The organism is Pseudomonas sp. Pdm06, from assembly GCF_014851795.1.
Lineage (GTDB): Bacteria > Pseudomonadota > Gammaproteobacteria > Pseudomonadales > Pseudomonadaceae > Aquipseudomonas > Aquipseudomonas fluorescens_AA.
On sequence record NZ_JACVAH010000005.1, the window covers coordinates 348,962 to 366,762 of the forward strand.

Below are 17,801 nucleotides of genomic sequence, written 5' to 3' on the forward strand. Positions count from 1 at the left end.
ACATCAGAAGCGGTAGGTTGCACCGACACCGAAACCATTGGCGCTGTTTTCGTATTTGGAGTCGTAGGACTGGCCGAGGGCATTGCTGCCGCTGACGTTGACTTTTTCTTCCTTGAGATAGGAATAAGCCACGTCGATGGTCAGGTCGTCGGTCGGACTCCAGCCGGCGCCCAGGCTGAAGATGGTCCGGTCGCCGGTCGGGATACGTGGCGAACGGTCCTGGTTGTTGGTCGGTGCCTGGTCGAAGGTCAGGCCGGTACGCAGTACCCACTGCTTGTTCAACTGGTAGGAGGTACCGATGGCGTAGGCCCAGGTGTCGTGCCAGTTCTGTTCCTCAGTAATGGAACTGAAGAAGCCAGGCGCGAAAGCACCGCCTGTTGCGGGTGTTACACCGTCGTTGTTCACGGTGATTTCTTTCAGGCGGCTCCAACGCGTCCAGGTGCTGCCCGCGTAGACGGTCCAGGCATCATTGATTTGCTGGGTGACCGAAAAGTCCACCGATTCAGGCGTGGTGATATCCAGCGAAGCATCGTAGCGCGCGCCATTCAGCAGGCTGGGAGGTGTGCCAGCCCCAGGACTGATTTCGGTGTGGCCTTCGAGCTTGTACTTGACCTTGGAGTGATAGGTCAGGCCGACACGGGTGGTGTCGGTCGCCTGGACCAGCAGGCCGATGTTGTAGCCGTAGCCAATGTCGTCGCCCTTGATCTTCACGCTGCCATCATTCGGTGACAGCGGCGAGGTCAGATCCGATTCCAGGGAGCCGGAAATACGGTTGATGGTCGGGCCGAAACCGATCGATACCTTGTCGTTGAAGGCATAGCTGACGGTTGGCTGGAAAGTGACGACCTTCACTTCGCTCTTGCTGCCGAAGTTGCGGCCCTGGAAGCCATTTTCGTAATCGGTGATCAAGCCAAACGGGGCGTAGACACCCAGGCCGAAAGCCCACTGATCATCGATAGGCTTGACGTAGTAGCCCATCGGAACGCCGGTGAGCGGAACCATGTCGCCCTTGTTGGTGCCGGACTGGGTACCGCTGGCATCGTCGATATCGGTGGAAGCATCGATGGCGGCGAAGCCACCGGTGACTTGCTGACGCTTGAGGCGCGACATGCCGGCGGGGTTGCCAAACACGGTGCTGGCGTCATCGGCAGAGGAGGAACGACCTGCGAAACCAGTGCCCATGCCACTGATGCTTTGTTCGTTCAAGGCAAAGCCACTGGCGAAAAGTTGTGTGGATGCCAAGGTAACGGCAAGGCCAAGGGTGGTTTTGAGCATCATTTTTTTCATTGTTAGAACTCCTGGTGATCACCGGGGCGAAAATTACCAACATTTTCCCTCAAGCGCTATAGCCTGTATGGCTTGATTTAGAGCGGTTTTGTAGGACAATCCGACCAGATTCGCGACCGTTGTAGGAAGTTTCCAAATTTCCCATTCAGCAAGCGACCCGACTCAGCGGCGAAACACAGCGTTGCCAGGCGCAGGTGAAATCTCGCAGGCGCCCTTGGGGATGAAAGGTCTGGCGCCAGATGCGGGCCATGCCCAGCAGGTCGTCGGCGTCGGGAAGCGGGGTATTCTGTTCCTCCACCAGCAGCCAGGCGATGGCGGTGGCGTAGCGCAAATTGACGGTCAATTCCAGGTGCGGGCCGCTGAGAAAGGCATGCTGGCTGGCCAGGCCGCGCACCAGGCTGGCTCGTTCCGGATCTCGTGCCAGGTAATGGTCCCAGAGTGCCTGGTGTCGGGGCTCGGTAATGCGATACAGGCCATGCCCCCGTCGATCATGCAGGGCTGAACCCAGGGCGGACTGGCTGGCGGCAATGCCCAGCAACAAGGATTCCGCGGTTGCGCTGTGACACTCAAGGTAGAGGAGCGTCGGGCGGATCACATATCGACACAGTTCGCTGGCAGCGATACCCATAAAACCCTCGAAGTGTGAAAGGGGCGGAGCCTGAAGAGTGTGGGCTTGGCAGCGGTGGATCGGTCCAGGCCCCGCCGGAAGCGGATCATGCCGCTTGACTTGAAGTGTAGTGTCATATTCCTGCTGTAAAGGACTGTTTTTAAAACATCTTCAGCGAACGGTTATAACTGTTATATCCCTTGGTGCTTACGCCGTTTCGCTTCATCGAGAAATTTCGGGCAATAAAAAGCCCCGCTTTCTGGGCGGGGCCTTTGGGGTTTCAGCCTTTCTGGCGTCTCAGGCAACCAGTGCCTGGCGAGTACGCTCGATCACGGCCTGCAGCGGTTCGGCGCTGGAGTACTGGTCGGGGTACAGGCGTTCGCTGTGACGGGCGATGCCGTGTTCGTTGACCAGCGTGAAGCTGAAGCAGCCTTTGCGAGCGGCCATGATCAGGCAGTTCATCGGTGCAAAAGCGTTGGTGAGGGTGCGGATAGCATCCTGTGCGTGGATTTGAGTAGACATGTTATGGGTGTTCCTGCAAATGACACGGTTAAGAACCGTGCAACGTTAAAACGTTCCAGTAACGTCGACCACCATTGGTCGAACGAAGAACCCGACTGGAACAAAGCAGCCAGTTTGAGCGCTATATAAGTGCGCGCTTGGGCTGGCAGGTAGGTACTTAGGAGGGCAGGCAACACATCGAGGGCAAAGGTTCTGGGCCCGGGGTGAAGATCCTGATCAATTTTGCAGGTTGGTTCGGTCAGAGTAATGAGCCTGGCAACACCCTTTGCATTCGATCAAAGGCTGTGTTGGCGCAAGATTTACCTGGAAACCATCGAGGGGGCCGGTCTCCTTTTTTCGGTGAGGCGTCCTTGGGAGGATGGCTGACCGTGGAGATGTGTTCGACCCGGAATTGACTTTCAGCTTGGTACTAACGCTGCGGATACTAACGGATCGAACCGGTGAAGGGAAGGGTGTTGGTTAAAAAATATTCAAGTGGGCACTCAATCGCTGTGGGGGCCTGCCTTAGCACAGGAACCGACGCTTGCAAGTGCGCCCACGCCACCGTTGCTGCAATGCACGGCCAGAGGTTATCCCCAGCTTTTACCGCCCGTTGTGCCAAAAAAACGCAGCGTTATAACCCGTTCAGCTGTTACTTGTGCACACTCGCTGCACCACTTGTCACCGAACTGTCATGTCGAAACAATCCGGGGTAGGTGCCTGTATCCAAAATTTAAGTCAATGAAAAACATCGCTTTTTTTTACTGGTGAAAAAATCGTCAGTTTGAGCGCAGGCCCCGTTCCACAGGGCTTTGCGCGAGTTCAGGGGGGGTTGTCCACTGAGTTATCCACAGCTTCTGTGGATTGTCCCAAGCGCTTGCTCTAGCACGGGCGTGCCGGTTTTTTTTCGACTTTACCCGTACGAAAAAAGGAGTAGAGTGGCGCGCCTTCCGATCTGTCCCACAGTGTTTTATGAAGTTTCGCTCAGTATCAAATCCTGTTACCTCCACACCCTCTGGTGTTACCCCACCCAAACGTATGTCGATGCGGGTGGCTGAGTGGCTGCTCGACAGCCCGCGGCTGGGGGACAGCCCCAGCGTCAAGCACCTGGCTGGTCGTTTGCTCAAGCAACCGGCCCGTGAAGGCGTGGTGGCCGCTCAAAGTCGTCTCGGGCAGTTGATGTGCCGAGAATGCGGCAACGCCCGGGATCGACGCATCGGCCACGACCTGCTGCGCCAGGCCGCCCGGGCCGGCGATGATCGTGCCCGCCGGGCCCTTGGTGAAATCGAAGATTGAAAACGAAGACTGCGCTGGGCAACCCCCAGCCGCTTGGTTAACCTTCGGGCTTTATTTGATCGGCAGGAATTGTCATGGCTATGGATTTGACCAGCCTGTTGTTTGGCCTGGCAGGCGCTGCGGTGCCGTTGCTGGCACTGGCCTGGCACCTGCAACGCCAAGCCGCCGCCGCGCAGACCGAACTGGCCCTGCTGGAGGAGCGCCTGGCCACGGCCCACATGGCCCACGATGGCCTCAACGCCCAGCTCGATGCCTGCCGCGACGAAATCAGCGATCTGAGCCAGGCCAACGCCGCCAAGCAGGCCGAGCTTGCCGCGGCCTGCCGTGAGGTCGAATTGCTGCAGATCGAGCGCGACAATGCCCGGGATGCGGCCCACGCCTGGAACCTCGAACGTGCCAACAAGGAAGCCGAGCTGCGCCGGCTCGATGCTCAGGCGGCGTCGTTGCAGGCCGAACTGCGTGAGCAGCAGGAAAGCCATCAGCAACGCCTGGATGACCTGCAAGGCTCGCGAGACGAGCTGCGGGCTCAGTTCGCCGAGCTTGCCGGGAAGATCTTCGACGAACGTGAACAGCGTTTCGCCGAAACCAGCCAGCAACGCCTGGGCCAGTTGCTCGATCCGCTGAAGGAGCGCATCCAGTCCTTCGAAAAACGCGTTGAAGAAAGTTATCAGGCCGAGGCCCGGGAACGCTTCTCCCTGGGCAAGGAACTGGAGCGCCTGCAACAACTGAACCTGCGCCTGAGCGACGAAGCCACCAACCTCACCCGGGCGCTCAAGGGCCAGAAGACCCAGGGTAACTGGGGCGAACTGATCCTGGAGCGGGTGCTTGAACATGCCGGCCTGGAGAAGGGCCGCGAGTATCAGACCCAGGTCAGCCTCAAGGGCCCGGACGGCGAGCGTTTCCAGCCGGACGTGTTGATTTATCTGCCGGGCGACAAGCAAGTGGTGGTCGATTCCAAGGTCAGCCTCACGGCCTATCAGCAGTACGTGGCCGCTGAAGATGACACCATCGGCCAACTCGCCCTCAAGCAACATGTGGTGTCGTTGCGTGCCCACGTCAAAGGCTTGGCCGGCAAGGACTACAAGCGCTTGGACGGTTTGCACAGCCTGGATTTCGTGTTGCTGTTCGTGCCAATCGAAGCGGCGTTTTCCGCCGCCCTGCAAGCCGAGCCGAACCTGTTCCAGGAAGCCTTCGACCGCAACATCGTGATCGTCAGCCCGACCACGCTGCTGGCGACGCTACGGGTGATCGACAGCTTGTGGAAGCAGGAACGCCAGAGCCAGAACGCACGGGAAATCGCCGAGCGGGCCGGGTGGCTGTATGACAAGTTCGTCCTGTTCATCCAGGACCTGGACGAGATCGGCAGTCGCTTGCAGCAATTGGACAAAGCCTACAGTGCGGCGCGCAACAAACTGACAGAAGGGCGCGGCAACCTGATCAGCCGCAGCGAACAGCTCAAGCTGCTCGGTGCCCGGGCGAGCAAGAGTTTGCCCAGCGAATTGCTCGAACGGGCGATGACCGATGCGGATGGGCTGCCTGAGTTGCCGGAAGAAGCCAGCGAGAAAACCCAGGGCTGAAACACAACCCCAAGGGTGAAGCAGAAACTTGGTGGCGAGGTTATCTTGTGGGAGCAAAGCTTGCTCGCGATGGCATCCTTGAGACCGCCATCGCGGGCAAGCCTTGCTCCCACAAGGTGCCCTTGCACAGGGCCACCATTTGCCCGAATTACAACGGCAAATGCCGACTCAACAATGCCCGCAACGCCGCCGGCTTCACCGGCTTGGCCAGGTAATCAAGGCCCGCCGCATGCACCAGGGCCACCGTCTCGGGGCGGCCATCGGCGCTGATCACCACCCCTGGCACCGGTTCCCCCATGCGCGTGCGCAACCAGGCCATCAGTTCGGTGCCGGTCTCGCCGTCGTCCAGATGAAAATCCACTAGCGCCAGTTGCGGTCGGCCGCCCTGGGCCAGCCAACGCTCGCATTCCTCGCGGTTGCGCGCCGTCCACACCTGGCAACCCCAGCGCGTCAGCAGGCTGTTCATGCCAATCAGAATGCTGTCTTCGTTATCGACGCACAGCACCTGCGCGCCGCTTGGCAGATGACCATTGGGTTCGGCCACGGGGCCCGGTACGACGGCCTGTGTTTGGGCCAAGGGCACGCTGACGCTGAACACGCTGCCGCGCCCCGGCCAGGAGCGTACGCGCAAGGTATGGCCCAGCACGCGGCATAGGCCGTCGGCGATGGCCAGCCCCAGGCCCAGGCCTTTTTCGGCGCGGGTCTGGTGGCTGTCCAGGCGCTTGAACTCTTCGAAAATGACTTGCAGCTTATCCTCGGCGATACCCGGCCCGCGGTCCCAGACTTCCAGGCACAACTCGCCGTTGCGTCGGCGTACGCCCAGCAGCACCGGGCCCTTGGCGTAGCGGAAAGCGTTGGTCAGGAAGTTCTGCAAAATGCGCCGCAGCAGTTTGATGTCGCTGTCCACTCGCAACTTCGAGCCGCGAACCCGGAACTTCAAGCCTTGTTCCTGGGCCAGCGCCGTGAACTCTGCGCCGAGGGTATCGAGCAGGTCGTTGAGGGCGAAGGGCTTGCGGTCGGGGTTGATCTTGCCGTTCTCCAGGCGGGAGATATCCAGCAAGTCGGTGATCAGGTCTTCAGCCGAGCGCAGCGAACTGTCCAAGTGTTGCACCAGTTGCCGGGCCTCGCTCGGCAGACCGTCGTGCTGGTGGGACAGTGCGGCGGAGAACAGGCGCGCGGCATTGAGCGGTTGCATCAGGTCGTGGCTGACCGCCGCCAGGAACCGGGTCTTGGATTGATAGGCCGCTTCGGCGGTGCTCTTGGCTTCGGTCAGGGCCAGATTCAGTTGGGACAATTCCCGGGTGCGGTCGGCCACCCGTTGCTCCAGTCCTTCGTTGGCTTCGGTCAGCGCCTGTGCGGCCTCACGGAAGGCGGTGATGTCGGTGAAGCTCATGACGAAGCCGCCACCGGGCATCGGGTTGCCGATCAGCTCGATGACCCGGCCGTTGGGGAACAGCCGTTCAGAGGTATGGGCTCGGCCCTGGCGCATCCAGTGCAGGCGCCTGGCGACATGGACTTCCGCCTCGCCCGGCCCGCAGAGGCCACGTTCGGCGTTGTAGCGGATGATGTCGGCAATGGGCCGGCCGACACTGATCAAGCCGTCCGGGTACTTGAACAGCTCCAGGTAGCGGCGGTTCCACGCCACCAGCCTGAGGGACTGGTCGACCACGCTGATGCCCTGGCTGATGTTCTCGATGGCGCCTTGCAACAGGGCGCGGTTGAACTGCAGCACTTCCGACGCTTCGTCCGCGATCCGGACCACGTCTTCGAGCTGCATCTCCCGACCTTCGATGGCGGCTTTCACGACCGCACGTGTCGAAGAGGCGCCGAGTACACCGGCCAGCAGGCGTTCGGTGTGGGCGATCCATTCGCCGTCGGCGTTCTGGTTCGGGTTGAAGCCTTTGCCCTGGCGGTAGGCGAAGCGAATGAAGCTTTGCCGCGCTCGCTCTTCGCCGACGAAACGTGCGGCCAGTTGCAAGAGGTCGTCGATGTGCACCGCCAGCATCGAGCGGGGGTTGGGGCGGGCGCTGATTTCCTGGCCGATGAAGCGCCCGGCCTGCCAGTGTTCCGAGACGCGTGTGCGCGACAGCACCGACACCCAGGCGAACAGCGTGAAGTTGCCGGCCAGGGACAGGACCACCCCTTGGGTCAGCGGCGTAATCGGCAGGTTCAAGGGATTGCCGTGCAGCCAGGCCAGCCCCGGAAAACTGCTGAGCGACCAGCCCAGGCTGTGGGCGGCAATCGGCAACACCAGGGTGTAGAACCACAGGAAGATCCCCGTGGCGAGGCCGGCGAACACGCCGCGGCGGTTGGCCTGTTTCCAGTACAGCGCGCCGAGCATGGCCGGGGCCAGTTGGGTCACGGCGGCGAAGGCGATCTGGCCGATGGTCGCCAGGCTCGCCGTCGAGCCCAACAACCGATAGCTGACGTAGGCCAGCAACAGGATGACCACGATGCTGACCCGGCGCACCGACAGCATCCACTGACGGAACACCTCGAAGGGGCGTTCGGCGTTGTTGCGGCGCAGCAGCCAGGGCAACAACATGTCGTTGGAGACCATGGTCGACAGCGCCACGCTGGCCACGATCACCATGCCAGTGGCCGCCGAGGCGCCGCCGATGAACGCCAGTACCGCCAGGGCCGGATGGGCCTGGGCCAGCGGCAGGCTGATGACGAACGAGTCCGGCAGCACGGAACTGGGCAGCATCATTTGCCCGGCGAGGGCAATGGGCACCACGAACAGCGCGGCCAGGGCCAGGTAGGCAGGGAATACCCATTTGGCCAGGCGCAGGTCTTGAGGCTCGATGTTTTCCACCACGGTCACGTGGAACTGCCGCGGCAAACAGATGATCGCCATCATCGCCACCCCGGTCTGCACCACCATGGACGGCCAATTGATGGTTTCTTTCCAGTATTGCTCCAGCCGTGGCGCGAGCATCGCCTGGTTGAACAGGTCGTCGAAACCGTCGTACAGGCCGTACGTCACGAACGCTCCGACCGCCAGGAAGGCGAACAGCTTGACCAGGGATTCGAAGGCAATCGCCAGCACCATGCCACGGTGGTGTTCGGTGGCGTCCAGGTTGCGGGTACCGAACACGATAGTGAACAGCGCCAGGATCAGCGAGACGATCAGCGCGGTGTCCTGGGCGCGGGTGCCCATGGCGTCGGCGCCGGCACCGATCAGCAGGTTCACCCCGAGCACGATGCCCTTGAGCTGCAAGGCAATGTACGGCAACACGCCCACCAGGCAGATCAGTGCGACCACCACTGCCAGGGATTGGGACTTGCCGTAGCGGGCGGCGATGAAGTCGGCGATGGAGGTGATGTTCTCCTGTTTACTGATCATTACCATTTTCTGCAGGACCCACGGCGCCAGCACCAGCAGCAGGATCGGCCCGAGGTAGATCGGCAGGAATGACCAGAGCTGTTCGGCGGCCTGGCCCACGGCGCCGAAGAACGTCCAGCTGGTGCAATACACCGCCAGCGACAGGCTGTAGACCCAGGCCCGCACCCGTGGTGGCAGCGGCGTGCTGCGCCGGTCGCCGTAGAAGGCGATGGCGAACATGATGGCCATATAGGCCAGGGCGACAACGGCGATCAGCCCGCTGGACAACGACATGGAAACTCCCGGACAAAGACACCGGGACTTGAGCCCGGCAGGACAGTCTCGCATGCCCGCTCGGGTTCGTCAGTGTCGACCAAGGTCGAGGCGTGGTGGGGTGTCGCAGGTGGGGGAAATGCTCAGATTACTTGGTGTTCTTTCGGGCCTCTTCGCGAGCAAGCCCGCTCCCACATTGGATCTCCAGTGGGCACAAGATTTGTGTTCACCACAGATCCAATGTGGGAGCGGGCTTGCTCGCGAATGCGGTGTTACTGGCCCAACGCAATATCCACCAACCGATACAACTCCCCAGCCTCCAACGGCGCAGTGGCAAAGAGAATGCGGAACACCGTCGGCGCCACCACCACATTGATCAGCCGCTCGACGCCCGGGTTGGGTTCATCGGGGTAGCGGTCCAGGATGATCTGCAACTGACGGCTGATGATCCCTACGCAATACCCTGGGGTGGCGCAGGCCTGGATGTCGCGCATCATGTTACGACCGGGCTCGGAACTCATTTCGTCCAGGTACTGCTCGGCCCAGGCGCGCAGGTCGCCGCGCAAGCTGCCGGTGTCGGCCGGTTCGCCGTCGGGGCGCATGCGGGCGATGGCGACGTCGGCCAGCAGCGCCGGCAGATCGCCCCAGCGCCGGTAGATAGTGGACGGCGTGACCCCGGCGCGCGCAGCGATTTGCGGCACGGTCAGTGTGGCGCGGTCCTGCTCTTGCAGCAGGGCGCGGACTGCCGAATGAATCGATTCCTGGACCCGGGCGCTTCGGCCGCCGGGGCGTAAACCTTCTTTAATAGCCATGCGTCAGACCTTAACACAAAGAATTTGCTTTAAGCGCACGCCGGTAGCACACTCCGCAAAAGCAAAAAATTAGCTTTTGTGAATGTTCCTGTGGAGCGTGCCCATGTCCCGTCCAGCTTCGACCCGCGCCAGCCTGATCTTCCTGGCGCTTACCTTGCTCGGTTTTCTCGCCGCGTCCAGCGCGCCGACGCCGTTGTATCACCTCTATCAGGAACAATTACAGTTTTCCCCGGCCGTTCTGACGCTGATTTTCGGCGTGTACGCCTTCAGTCTGCTGGCGGCCTTGCTGACCGTGGGGTCGCTGTCGGATTACCTGGGCCGCAAGCCGGTGATTTTTGTGGCGCTGTTGCTCAACATACTGGCGATGCTGCTGTTTATCAGTGCCGACAGCGTCGCCTGGTTGATCGGTGCCCGGTTGATCCAGGGGTTCGCCACCGGCATGGCCACCAGTGTATTGGGTGCTGCTTTGTTGGACTTCGACCGTCGCCAAGGCCCGTTGATCACCAGCGTTGCGCCGCTGTTGGGCATGGCGTGCGGGGCGCTGGGCTGTGGCCTGCTGGCCGAGTTCGCACCGTTGCCGTTGCAACTGACCTACTGGCTGCTGCTGGGGTTGTTCCTGGCCCAGGCCGTCTACCTCTGGCGCCTGAAAGAAAGCGTCAGCCCGCAAGCGGGTGCCTGGCAGTCCTTGCGTCCGACCTTGCACGTGCCACTCCAGGCGCGGCGAGCCTTGTGGCGGGTCCTGCCACTGGATCTGGCGGCCTGGGCCGTGGGTGGTTTCTACCTGTCACTGGCACCGTCGCTGGTGCGGGCTGCCACCGGATCGACCTCCAATCTGATCGGTGGCGCGCTGGTGGCGGTGCTGACCCTAAGCGGCGCATCAGCCATCTACCTGTTGCGCAACCAGGAGGCCGACACAATATTGCGCCCGTCCGCGAGCCTGTTGGTGATCGGCCTGGCATTGGTGCTGGTGGCGGTGCATGGTGCCAGCTTGCCGTTGTTCTTCGTCGGCACGCTGGTCACCGGTGGCGGTTTCGGCGCCGGGTTCCTGGGGGCGCTGCGCAGCCTCATGCCGCTGGCCTTGCCCCACGAACGGGCCGGCTTGATGTCGGCGTTCTATGTCCTCAGTTACCTGGCCTTCAGCCTGCCGTCGCTGCTGGCGGGGAACCTGACGCGGGTGTTCGGCTTGATCCCGACGACCGATGGGTATGGCGCCGTGTTGATCGTGTTGTGCGTCGCCGCGCTGTTGGGGTTACGGCAGTCGATAAAACCGCTCAGCGATGGCGTTCGGCCTTGAAACCAGGCATGCAGGTGCCGCAGGCAGTGGGTTAGTCTTGGCACTCAGTTTTCATTCTGGACGGATCTCTTGAAAATCATCCGCAGCAAATCCTTCACCGGTGACCGTGCCTGGGCGGCGCTGGATATCGCCAACATGAACGGCATCACCACGCGCCTGCACTGGACCGACCAGCCCTACAAATGGCACATCAACGACGGCCAGGAAGTCTTCGTGGTGCTCGATGGGCAAGTGCAGATGTGCTATCGGGAAGAGGGCGTCGAAAAGGCGACCTTGCTGGACGCCGGAGACATTTTCTACGCCTCGGTGGGCACCGAGCATGTGGCCAAGCCCTTGGGCGAGGCGAGGATCCTGGTGATCGAGACTGAGGGCAGTGTCTGACCTTTATCTATAAAGCAGATAACAGATAGAGAAATTAACCGTTATATAGATATTCGATCCGGCTCTAGCATGGCTCCACCTCAACCGAGGACAGGAGTTCGTCATGACATGCTGTGCTGCAAAAAGCCGCTTGCGCCCCTTGAGCCATTTGCCCAGGCCGCTGGAGGCCATTCGTCAATTCACGCCTAACTGGTTTGCCGTGGTCATGGGCACCGGTGTGCTGGCCCTGGCTTTGGCGCAATGGCCGACGACGATGCCAGGCCTGCACGCCTTGGGCGAAGGCTTGTGGTTGTTCAACACGCTGTTGTTCGTGGTGTTCGCCTTGATGTACACCGCCCGCTGGGTGTTGTTCTTCGACGAAGCACGACGGATTTTCGGCCACTCCACGGTCTCGATGTTTTTCGGCACCATTCCCATGGGGCTGGCGACCCTCATCAACGGCCTTTTGCTGTTTGGGCTGCCGCGCTGGGGCGAGGGCGTGGTGGCGGTGGCCGAGGCGTTGTGGTGGGGCGACGTGGCGATGTCCTTGGCTTGCGGCGTGTTGATTCCCTTCCTGATGTTCACCCGCCAGGAGCACCGGATCGACCAGATGACCGCCGTATGGCTGTTGCCGGTGGTGGCCGCCGAAGTCGCGGCGGCCAGCGGTGGGCTGTTGGCACCGCACCTGGCGGACGTTCATTCGCAACTGATCGTGCTGGTCACCAGCTACGTGCTCTGGGCCTTTTCCCTGCCGCTGGCGTTCAGCATTCTGACGATCCTGGTGCTGCGCATGGCCCTGCACAAACTGCCCCACGAGAACATGGCCGCTTCAAGCTGGCTGGCCCTCGGCCCAATTGGCACCGGTGCCCTTGGCATGTTGTTGCTGGGGGGCGACGCTCCGATGATCTTTGCCGCCAATGGCTTGCGGGGCGTCGGCGATATCGCCGCCGGGCTGGGGCTGGTGGCGGGCATTACACTGTGGGGCTTCGGGTTCTGGTGGATGGTGATGGCGCTGTTGATCACCGCACGCTACTTACGCACCGGTATTCCGTTCAACCTTGGCTGGTGGGGCTTTACCTTCCCGTTGGGCGTGTATGCGCTGACCACGCTGAAGCTGGCGGACCTGCTGAAACTGGAATTTTTCAGCGTTTTCGGCAATGTCCTGGTGGCGATGCTGGTGGTGATGTGGCTGATCGTGGCTCGGCGAACGCTGGCAGGGGCCTGGCACGGTGAGTTGTTTGTGTCGCCCTGCATTGCGGGGCTGGCGAAATAATCGTTAAAGACAGGTAATGTGTGGCCTGGATCGAAAAGCGTTCATTCCAATAAGCGTCCACGCCACTCAGGAACATGGAAGATGAGTCACCCTTCGCAGTTCACCTTGCTTCGCACGCGGCGTTTCCTGCCGTTCTTCATCACGCAGTCCCTTGGCGCGTTCAACGACAACATTTTCAAACAGTCGCTGATTCTCGCCATTCTCTACAAACTGACCATCGAGGGGGACCGCTCGATCTGGGTCAACCTCTGCGCGCTGCTGTTTATCCTGCCGTTCTTTCTGTTCTCGGCGCTGGCGGGGCAGTTTGGGGAAAAGTTCGCCAAGGACGCGCTGATTCGTCTGATCAAGCTCGGCGAAATCGTCATCATGGCGGTGGGCGCGGTGGGGTTCCTGTTCGATCACTTGTCGCTGATGCTGGTGGCGCTGTTCGCCATGGGCACGCATTCGGCGCTGTTCGGTCCGGTGAAGTATTCGATCCTGCCCCAGGCCTTGCATGAGGAAGAGTTGGTCGGTGGCAACGGCCTGGTGGAGATGGGGACTTTCCTGGCGATCCTGGCCGGCACTATTGGCGCTGGAATCATGATGTCCTCGGCGCATTACGCCCCCGTCGTCTCGACCGCGATCATCGGCGTTGCCGTGCTTGGTTACCTGGCCAGCCGTGGCATTCCACGCGCGGCGGCGGCCTCGCCGCAAATGCGCCTGAACTGGAACATCTTCAGCCAATCCTGGGCCACCCTGAAGCTGGGCTTGGGGCAAACCCCGGCGGTGTCCCGTTCGATTGTCGGCAACTCCTGGTTCTGGTTCGTCGGGGCGATCTATCTGACGCAGATCCCGGCCTACGCCAAGGAGTGGATGCACGGCGACGAAACCGTGGTGACCTTGATCCTGACGGTGTTCTCGGTGGGGATCGCGGTGGGGTCGATGCTCTGCGAAAAACTGTCCGGGCGTAAAGTCGAGATCGGCCTGGTGCCGTTCGGCTCGTTCGGGCTCACCGTGTTCGGTCTGCTGCTGTGGTGGCATTCCGGTGGAATTCCCGACAGCGTCGAGGGGCACGGTTGGCTTGAAGTGCTCGGTTTCGGCCACGCCTGGCTGGTGTTGATCGACATCCTTGGCCTGGGGGTGTTCGGTGGTTTCTATATCGTGCCGCTGTACGCGCTGATCCAGTCCCGCACGGTGGAGAACGAGCGGGCGCGGGTGATCGCCGCCAACAACATTCTCAACGCGTTGTTCATGGTGGTTTCGGCGATCGTCTCCATCGTCTTGCTGAGCTTGGCCAAGCTGTCGATCCCGCAGTTGTTCCTGGTGGTGTCGCTGCTCAACATCGGCGTCAACGCCTATATCTTCAAGATCGTCCCCGAGTTCAGCATGCGTTTCATGATCTGGCTGCTGAGCCATTCCATGTACCGCGTGGAGCATCGCAACCTGGAGGCGATACCGGATGAAGGGGCTGCGCTGTTGGTCTGCAACCACGTGTCTTTCGTCGATGCCTTGCTGATCGGTGGTGCGGTGCGTCGGCCGATTCGCTTCGTGATGTACTACAAGATCTACAACCTGCCGGTGCTGAATTTCATCTTCCGCACCGCTGGGACCATCCCGATTGCCGGGCGTCAGGAAGACATTCAGATCTACGAAAAAGCCTTCAAGCGAATTGCCCAATACCTGAAGGACGGCGAGTTGGTGTGCATTTTCCCTGAAGGAAAATTGACCGCTGATGGTGAGATCAATGAGTTCAAGAGCGGATTGACGCGCATCCTCCAGGAAACCCCGGTGCCGGTGATTCCCCTGGCGCTCCAGGGTTTGTGGGGCAGTTTCTTCAGCCGCGACCCGGCCAAGGGGCTGTTTCGCCGGTTCTGGTCGCGGGTGACGCTGGTGGCGGGTTCGGCGGTAGCGGTAGAGGCGGCAACGCCTTCGAGTTTGCAGGTGTTGGTGGGAGACTTGCGCGGCACCGTCCGCTAAACGAAAAAACTGTGGGGCAAAAGGCTTGGGGGATTAAACCTGTGGGGAGCAAGATCTGTGGGAGCAAGGCTTGCCCGCGATAGCGATCGCAAGGACGCCATCGCGAGCAAGCTTTGCTCCCACAGGTTTAATCCCACAGACCTTGCTGCCCTCAGAGGTTTGGCTCCAGCAGGAAAATTCAGGCGCTGATCTTGAGCCCGATCAACCCCGCAACGATCAACGCCACGCTGGCCAGGCGAACCAGCGCCATCGACTCACCAAACAAAACGATCCCGGCGATCACCGTGCCCACGGCACCGACGCCGGTCCAGATCGCATAGGCGGTACCCAGCGGCAGTTCCTTCATGGCAAGGCCAAGCAGGCCGAGGCTGATCGCCATGGCGGCGATGGTCAGTGCAGTGGGGAGAGGGCGGCTGAAGCCGTCGGTGTACTTCAGGCCGACAGCCCAGCCAACTTCGAACAGGCCGGCAAAAAACAGAATGATCCAGGACATCAAACACCTCATCGATGGATGGGGTCGTCCCCGGATAAATGAACACGATGGCGTTGCGGGGTCGTCCCCGCATTGGGCGCAAGAGTGCCCAATGCTGATTGTTCGGTCAAGTCGCTCGGTCAGTCCACCGCTCGGCTGGCAAGCAGTTCACGGTCCTGTTTTTCGCTCATGCGCCGGAAGTACGTCGAGAGCAAAGCCCCGGAAATGTTGTGCCAGACACTGAACAGCGCGCTGGGTACTGCCGCCAACGGCGAAAAGTGCGCGCTCGCCAACGCCGCGCCGAGGCCGGAGTTCTGCATGCCCACTTCCAGCGCCAGGGATTTGCGCTGGGCCAGCGGCAGCTTGAACAGGTGCCCGGTGAAGTAGCCCAGCAAGAAGCCGAAGCTGTTGTGCAGCATCACCACGGCCATGATCAACAGGCCCGATTCGGCAATTTTTGCCTGGCTGGCAGCAACGACGGCGGTGACGATGATGACGATGCTCACCACCGACACCAACGGCAGCACCTCCACGGCATGGCGCACCTTGTCCCCCAGCAACCGTTGCGCCACCACGCCCAGCACGATCGGCAGCAGCACCACTTGCAGGATCGACCAGAACAGTTCCATGAATGACACCGGCAGCCAGGCCGAGGCCAGCAGCCAGATCAGCGCTGGGGTCAGCAGCGGTGCGAGCAGGGTGGTGACGGCGGCGATGGCCACCGACAGCGCCAGGTCGCCGCGGGCCAGCCAGGTCATGACATTCGACGAAGTGCCGCTTGGGCAGCAACCCACCAGAATCACGCCGACGGCAATTTCCGGTGGCAGATGGAAAACTTGGCAGAGCAACCACGCCACACCGGGCATGATCACGAAATGGGCGACCACGCCCAGGGCCACGCGCCAGGGATGGCGTGCGACTTCGGCGAAGTCTTCGAGCTTGAGGGTCAGGCCCATGCCGAACATCACCAGGCCCAGCAGCGGCACGATGGCGCTTTTCAGACCGATGAACCAAGCGGGCTGCAAAAATGCCACCACCGCGAAAATCAGTACCCAGTAAGCGAAGGTATTGCCGACAAAGCGGCTCAATGCAGCCAGTGCGCGCATGACCTGATCCTTATTATTAAGAACATCCAATACTCATGTGGGAGCGAGCTTGCTCGCGATAGCGGAGTGTCAGTCAACATCTCGGTGGCTGTCATACCGCTATCGCGAGCAAGCTCGCTCCCACAAGGGTAAGCCGTTGCTTTTTAGATCCCCTGCGGAATCTCTTCCCCACCCAACGCTTCAACCAGCGCCGGCAGGAACTCGCCGAACGTCAACATCATCAGCGTGAAGCTGGCGTCCAACTGGCCGAGGGCTTCGTCGCCACCGTCCTGCTCCGCCTGGTCCTGCAGCAGGTCTTCGAACTTCAGGCGTTTGACCACCATCTTGTCGTCGAGCACGAAGGACAGTTTGTCCTGCCAGGCCAGCGACAATTGTGTCACCACCTTGCCGGTGTTCAGGTGCAGCTGGATTTCGTCGCTGGTCAGGTCCTGGCGCTTGCAGCGCACGATGCCGCCGTCTTCGTGGGTGTCGCGCAGTTCGCATTCATCCAGCACGAAGAAATCGTCCGCGGCTTTCTGGGTCTTGACCCAGTCGGTCATGGTGGCGGTCGGGGCCATCTTGACCGTCAGCGGGCGTACCGGCAGTGAGCCGATGACTTCGCGCAGGGTGGACAACAGGTCTTCGGCGCGTTTCGGGCTGGCCGAGTTCACCAGGATCAGGCCCTGTTTCGGCGCGATGGCGGCGAAGGTGGACGAGCGACGGATGAAGGCGCGGGGCAGGAACGCCTGGATGATTTCATCCTTGAGCTGGTCCCGTTCCTTCTTATAGACCTTGCGCATTTGCTCGGCTTCGATCTCTTCGACCTTTTCCTTCAGGGCATCACGCACGACGCTGCCCGGCAGGATGCGTTCTTCCTTGCGCGCGGCGATCAGCAGGAAGTCCTGGCTGACATGCACCAATGGCGCGTCTTCGCCTTTGCCAAACGGCGCGACGAAACCGTAAGTGGTCAACTCCTGGCTTGCACATGGACGCGCCAGTTTGCTGGCCAGTGCAGTTTCCAACGCCTCGGCATCAAAAGGCAGATCTTGGGTCAGGCGATAGATAAGCAGGTTTTTGAACCACATGGGGTGAGTCTCTCCTTTATACAAAGGGGGGCATTATTCTCTTCGCGGCGTCATAGGCCAACCCTTCGCTAAGCCTTTGGAAGGCCTGAAAAAATTAATTTAAAAAGTGCTTGCCAGCTTAAAGAGTGCTCCGTAGAATGCGCGCCACACCGAAAGCGAAGGGTGATTAGCTCAGCTGGGAGAGCGTCTGCCTTACAAGCAGAATGTCGGCGGTTCGATCCCGTCATCACCCACCATTCGTTCAACGTGTTACGCGCAGCGGTAGTTCAGTCGGTTAGAATACCGGCCTGTCACGCCGGGGGTCGCGGGTTCGAGTCCCGTCCGCTGCGCCATATTCGGTTACCTGGAACACTGAACGCCAGGTCACCACGGAAAGCCCGCTAACGCGGGCTTTTTGCTGTTTGCAGTTCCTGCGGTGTGTGTCGCTCATGTTTTTTTGCTGAATTTACCAATTAAATCAGCGCGTTACGAAAAACTGTGAGAGAATGCGCCCCGCATCGAAAGTGAAGGGTGATTAGCTCAGCTGGGAGAGCGTCTGCCTTACAAGCAGAATGTCGGCGGTTCGATCCCGTCATCACCCACCAAGCTTTCAATGTTA

General features: G+C 60.8%; 14 protein-coding genes and 3 tRNA genes. 9 read left to right on the top strand and 8 right to left on the bottom strand.

The window, feature by feature from the left end; genetic code table 11:
- Positions 1 to 3: 3 nt before the first annotated feature.
- The 3 genes from IB266_RS11600 to IB266_RS11610 form a co-directional block, all read right to left on the bottom strand.
- Positions 4 to 1,287, bottom strand: a complete 1,284-nt coding sequence (locus tag IB266_RS11600; RefSeq protein ID WP_192261255.1) for an OmpP1/FadL family transporter — start codon at positions 1,285 to 1,287, stop codon at positions 4 to 6.
- A 145-nt stretch (positions 1,288 to 1,432) separates the two neighbouring features.
- Complete coding sequence (locus tag IB266_RS11605; RefSeq protein ID WP_192261256.1) at positions 1,433 to 1,915, bottom strand: hypothetical protein; 483 nt, start codon at positions 1,913 to 1,915, stop codon at positions 1,433 to 1,435.
- Positions 1,916 to 2,191: 276 nt separating this feature from the next.
- Positions 2,192 to 2,416: a hypothetical protein gene (locus tag IB266_RS11610; RefSeq protein ID WP_003204606.1), complete on the bottom strand. Its 225-nt coding sequence runs from the start codon at positions 2,414 to 2,416 to the stop codon at positions 2,192 to 2,194.
- A gap of 951 nt (positions 2,417 to 3,367) precedes the next feature.
- Here IB266_RS11610 and IB266_RS11615 point away from each other — a divergent pair.
- Together IB266_RS11615 and rmuC are read left to right on the top strand one after the other, a co-directional pair.
- Positions 3,368 to 3,691, top strand: a complete 324-nt coding sequence (locus tag IB266_RS11615) for a sel1 repeat family protein (protein ID WP_072406575.1) — start codon at positions 3,368 to 3,370, stop codon at positions 3,689 to 3,691.
- A gap of 188 nt (positions 3,692 to 3,879) precedes the next feature.
- Positions 3,880 to 5,268, top strand: coding sequence for a DNA recombination protein RmuC (gene rmuC / locus IB266_RS11620; protein WP_192261275.1), 1,389 nt, complete (start codon positions 3,880 to 3,882; stop codon positions 5,266 to 5,268).
- 148 nt (positions 5,269 to 5,416) lie between these two features.
- On the opposite strand, the gene IB266_RS11625 is transcribed toward rmuC, so the two are convergent.
- Positions 5,417 to 8,887: a PAS domain-containing hybrid sensor histidine kinase/response regulator gene (locus tag IB266_RS11625; protein ID WP_103309603.1), complete on the bottom strand. Its 3,471-nt coding sequence runs from the start codon at positions 8,885 to 8,887 to the stop codon at positions 5,417 to 5,419.
- Between the two features lie 251 nt (positions 8,888 to 9,138).
- The gene (locus IB266_RS11630) at positions 9,139 to 9,678 is read right to left on the bottom strand and encodes a TetR/AcrR family transcriptional regulator (protein ID WP_060741090.1); all 540 of its coding nucleotides are present in this window, start codon (positions 9,676 to 9,678) and stop codon (positions 9,139 to 9,141) included.
- Between the two features lie 103 nt (positions 9,679 to 9,781).
- Here IB266_RS11630 and IB266_RS11635 point away from each other — a divergent pair, with 103 nt between their 5' ends.
- The 4 genes from IB266_RS11635 (at position 9,782) to IB266_RS11650 (ending at position 14,561) form a co-directional block, all read left to right on the top strand.
- Positions 9,782 to 10,972 carry an MFS transporter gene (locus IB266_RS11635; protein WP_060741091.1) on the top strand — a complete coding sequence of 397 codons (1,191 nt, stop codon included), beginning with the start codon at positions 9,782 to 9,784 and terminating at the stop codon, positions 10,970 to 10,972.
- A gap of 69 nt (positions 10,973 to 11,041) precedes the next feature.
- Positions 11,042 to 11,353: a cupin gene (locus IB266_RS11640; protein ID WP_053124235.1), complete on the top strand. Its 312-nt coding sequence runs from the start codon at positions 11,042 to 11,044 to the stop codon at positions 11,351 to 11,353.
- A 103-nt stretch (positions 11,354 to 11,456) separates the two neighbouring features.
- Positions 11,457 to 12,605 (top strand): TDT family transporter, encoded by a 1,149-nt coding sequence (locus tag IB266_RS11645; RefSeq protein WP_192261257.1) that lies wholly within the window; start codon positions 11,457 to 11,459, stop codon positions 12,603 to 12,605.
- A gap of 81 nt (positions 12,606 to 12,686) precedes the next feature.
- Complete coding sequence (locus tag IB266_RS11650) at positions 12,687 to 14,561, top strand: MFS transporter (protein ID WP_192261258.1); 1,875 nt, start codon at positions 12,687 to 12,689, stop codon at positions 14,559 to 14,561.
- A gap of 178 nt (positions 14,562 to 14,739) precedes the next feature.
- On the opposite strand, the gene sugE is transcribed toward IB266_RS11650, so the two are convergent.
- The 3 genes from sugE to rdgC form a co-directional block, all read right to left on the bottom strand.
- Positions 14,740 to 15,054 carry a quaternary ammonium compound efflux SMR transporter SugE gene (gene sugE, locus IB266_RS11655; protein ID WP_192261259.1) on the bottom strand — a complete coding sequence of 105 codons (315 nt, stop codon included), beginning with the start codon at positions 15,052 to 15,054 and terminating at the stop codon, positions 14,740 to 14,742.
- A 119-nt stretch (positions 15,055 to 15,173) separates the two neighbouring features.
- Positions 15,174 to 16,139, bottom strand: coding sequence for a bile acid:sodium symporter family protein (locus IB266_RS11660; RefSeq protein WP_192261260.1), 966 nt, complete (start codon positions 16,137 to 16,139; stop codon positions 15,174 to 15,176).
- A 143-nt stretch (positions 16,140 to 16,282) separates the two neighbouring features.
- A complete protein-coding gene (gene rdgC / locus IB266_RS11665) occupies positions 16,283 to 17,203 on the bottom strand; it encodes a recombination-associated protein RdgC (RefSeq protein ID WP_014339706.1) in 921 nt (306 codons plus the stop codon).
- 160 nt (positions 17,204 to 17,363) lie between these two features.
- Between rdgC and IB266_RS11670 the strand changes: the two genes are divergently transcribed.
- The 3 genes from IB266_RS11670 to IB266_RS11680 all read left to right on the top strand — a co-directional run bounded on the left by IB266_RS11670 (position 17,364) and on the right by IB266_RS11680 (position 17,787).
- Positions 17,364 to 17,439 (top strand) — tRNA-Val (locus tag IB266_RS11670).
- A gap of 19 nt (positions 17,440 to 17,458) precedes the next feature.
- Positions 17,459 to 17,535, top strand: a tRNA-Asp gene (locus IB266_RS11675).
- Between the two features lie 176 nt (positions 17,536 to 17,711).
- Positions 17,712 to 17,787: transfer RNA gene (locus tag IB266_RS11680), tRNA-Val, on the top strand.
- The last annotated feature ends 14 nt before the right edge of the window (positions 17,788 to 17,801 follow it).

What these genes read in the sequence shown, in the direction of transcription:
- IB266_RS11630 (WP_060741090.1), bottom strand. Translation starts at nt 9,678, where the DNA reads ATGGCTATTAAAGAAGGTTTACGCCCCGGCGGCCGAAGCGCCCGGGTC.
- IB266_RS11615 (WP_072406575.1), top strand. Translation starts at nt 3,368, where the DNA reads ATGAAGTTTCGCTCAGTATCAAATCCTGTTACCTCCACACCCTCTGGT.
- IB266_RS11605 (WP_192261256.1), bottom strand. Translation starts at nt 1,915, where the DNA reads ATGGGTATCGCTGCCAGCGAACTGTGTCGATATGTGATCCGCCCGACG.
- IB266_RS11635 (WP_060741091.1), top strand. Translation starts at nt 9,782, where the DNA reads ATGTCCCGTCCAGCTTCGACCCGCGCCAGCCTGATCTTCCTGGCGCTT.
- IB266_RS11610 (WP_003204606.1), bottom strand. Translation starts at nt 2,416, where the DNA reads ATGTCTACTCAAATCCACGCACAGGATGCTATCCGCACCCTCACCAAC.
- IB266_RS11650 (WP_192261258.1), top strand. Translation starts at nt 12,687, where the DNA reads ATGAGTCACCCTTCGCAGTTCACCTTGCTTCGCACGCGGCGTTTCCTG.
- rdgC (WP_014339706.1), bottom strand. Translation starts at nt 17,203, where the DNA reads ATGTGGTTCAAAAACCTGCTTATCTATCGCCTGACCCAAGATCTGCCT.
- IB266_RS11660 (WP_192261260.1), bottom strand. Translation starts at nt 16,139, where the DNA reads ATGCGCGCACTGGCTGCATTGAGCCGCTTTGTCGGCAATACCTTCGCT.
- IB266_RS11600 (WP_192261255.1), bottom strand. Translation starts at nt 1,287, where the DNA reads ATGAAAAAAATGATGCTCAAAACCACCCTTGGCCTTGCCGTTACCTTG.
- IB266_RS11645 (WP_192261257.1), top strand. Translation starts at nt 11,457, where the DNA reads ATGACATGCTGTGCTGCAAAAAGCCGCTTGCGCCCCTTGAGCCATTTG.
- sugE (WP_192261259.1), bottom strand. Translation starts at nt 15,054, where the DNA reads ATGTCCTGGATCATTCTGTTTTTTGCCGGCCTGTTCGAAGTTGGCTGG.
- IB266_RS11625 (WP_103309603.1), bottom strand. Translation starts at nt 8,887, where the DNA reads ATGTCGTTGTCCAGCGGGCTGATCGCCGTTGTCGCCCTGGCCTATATG.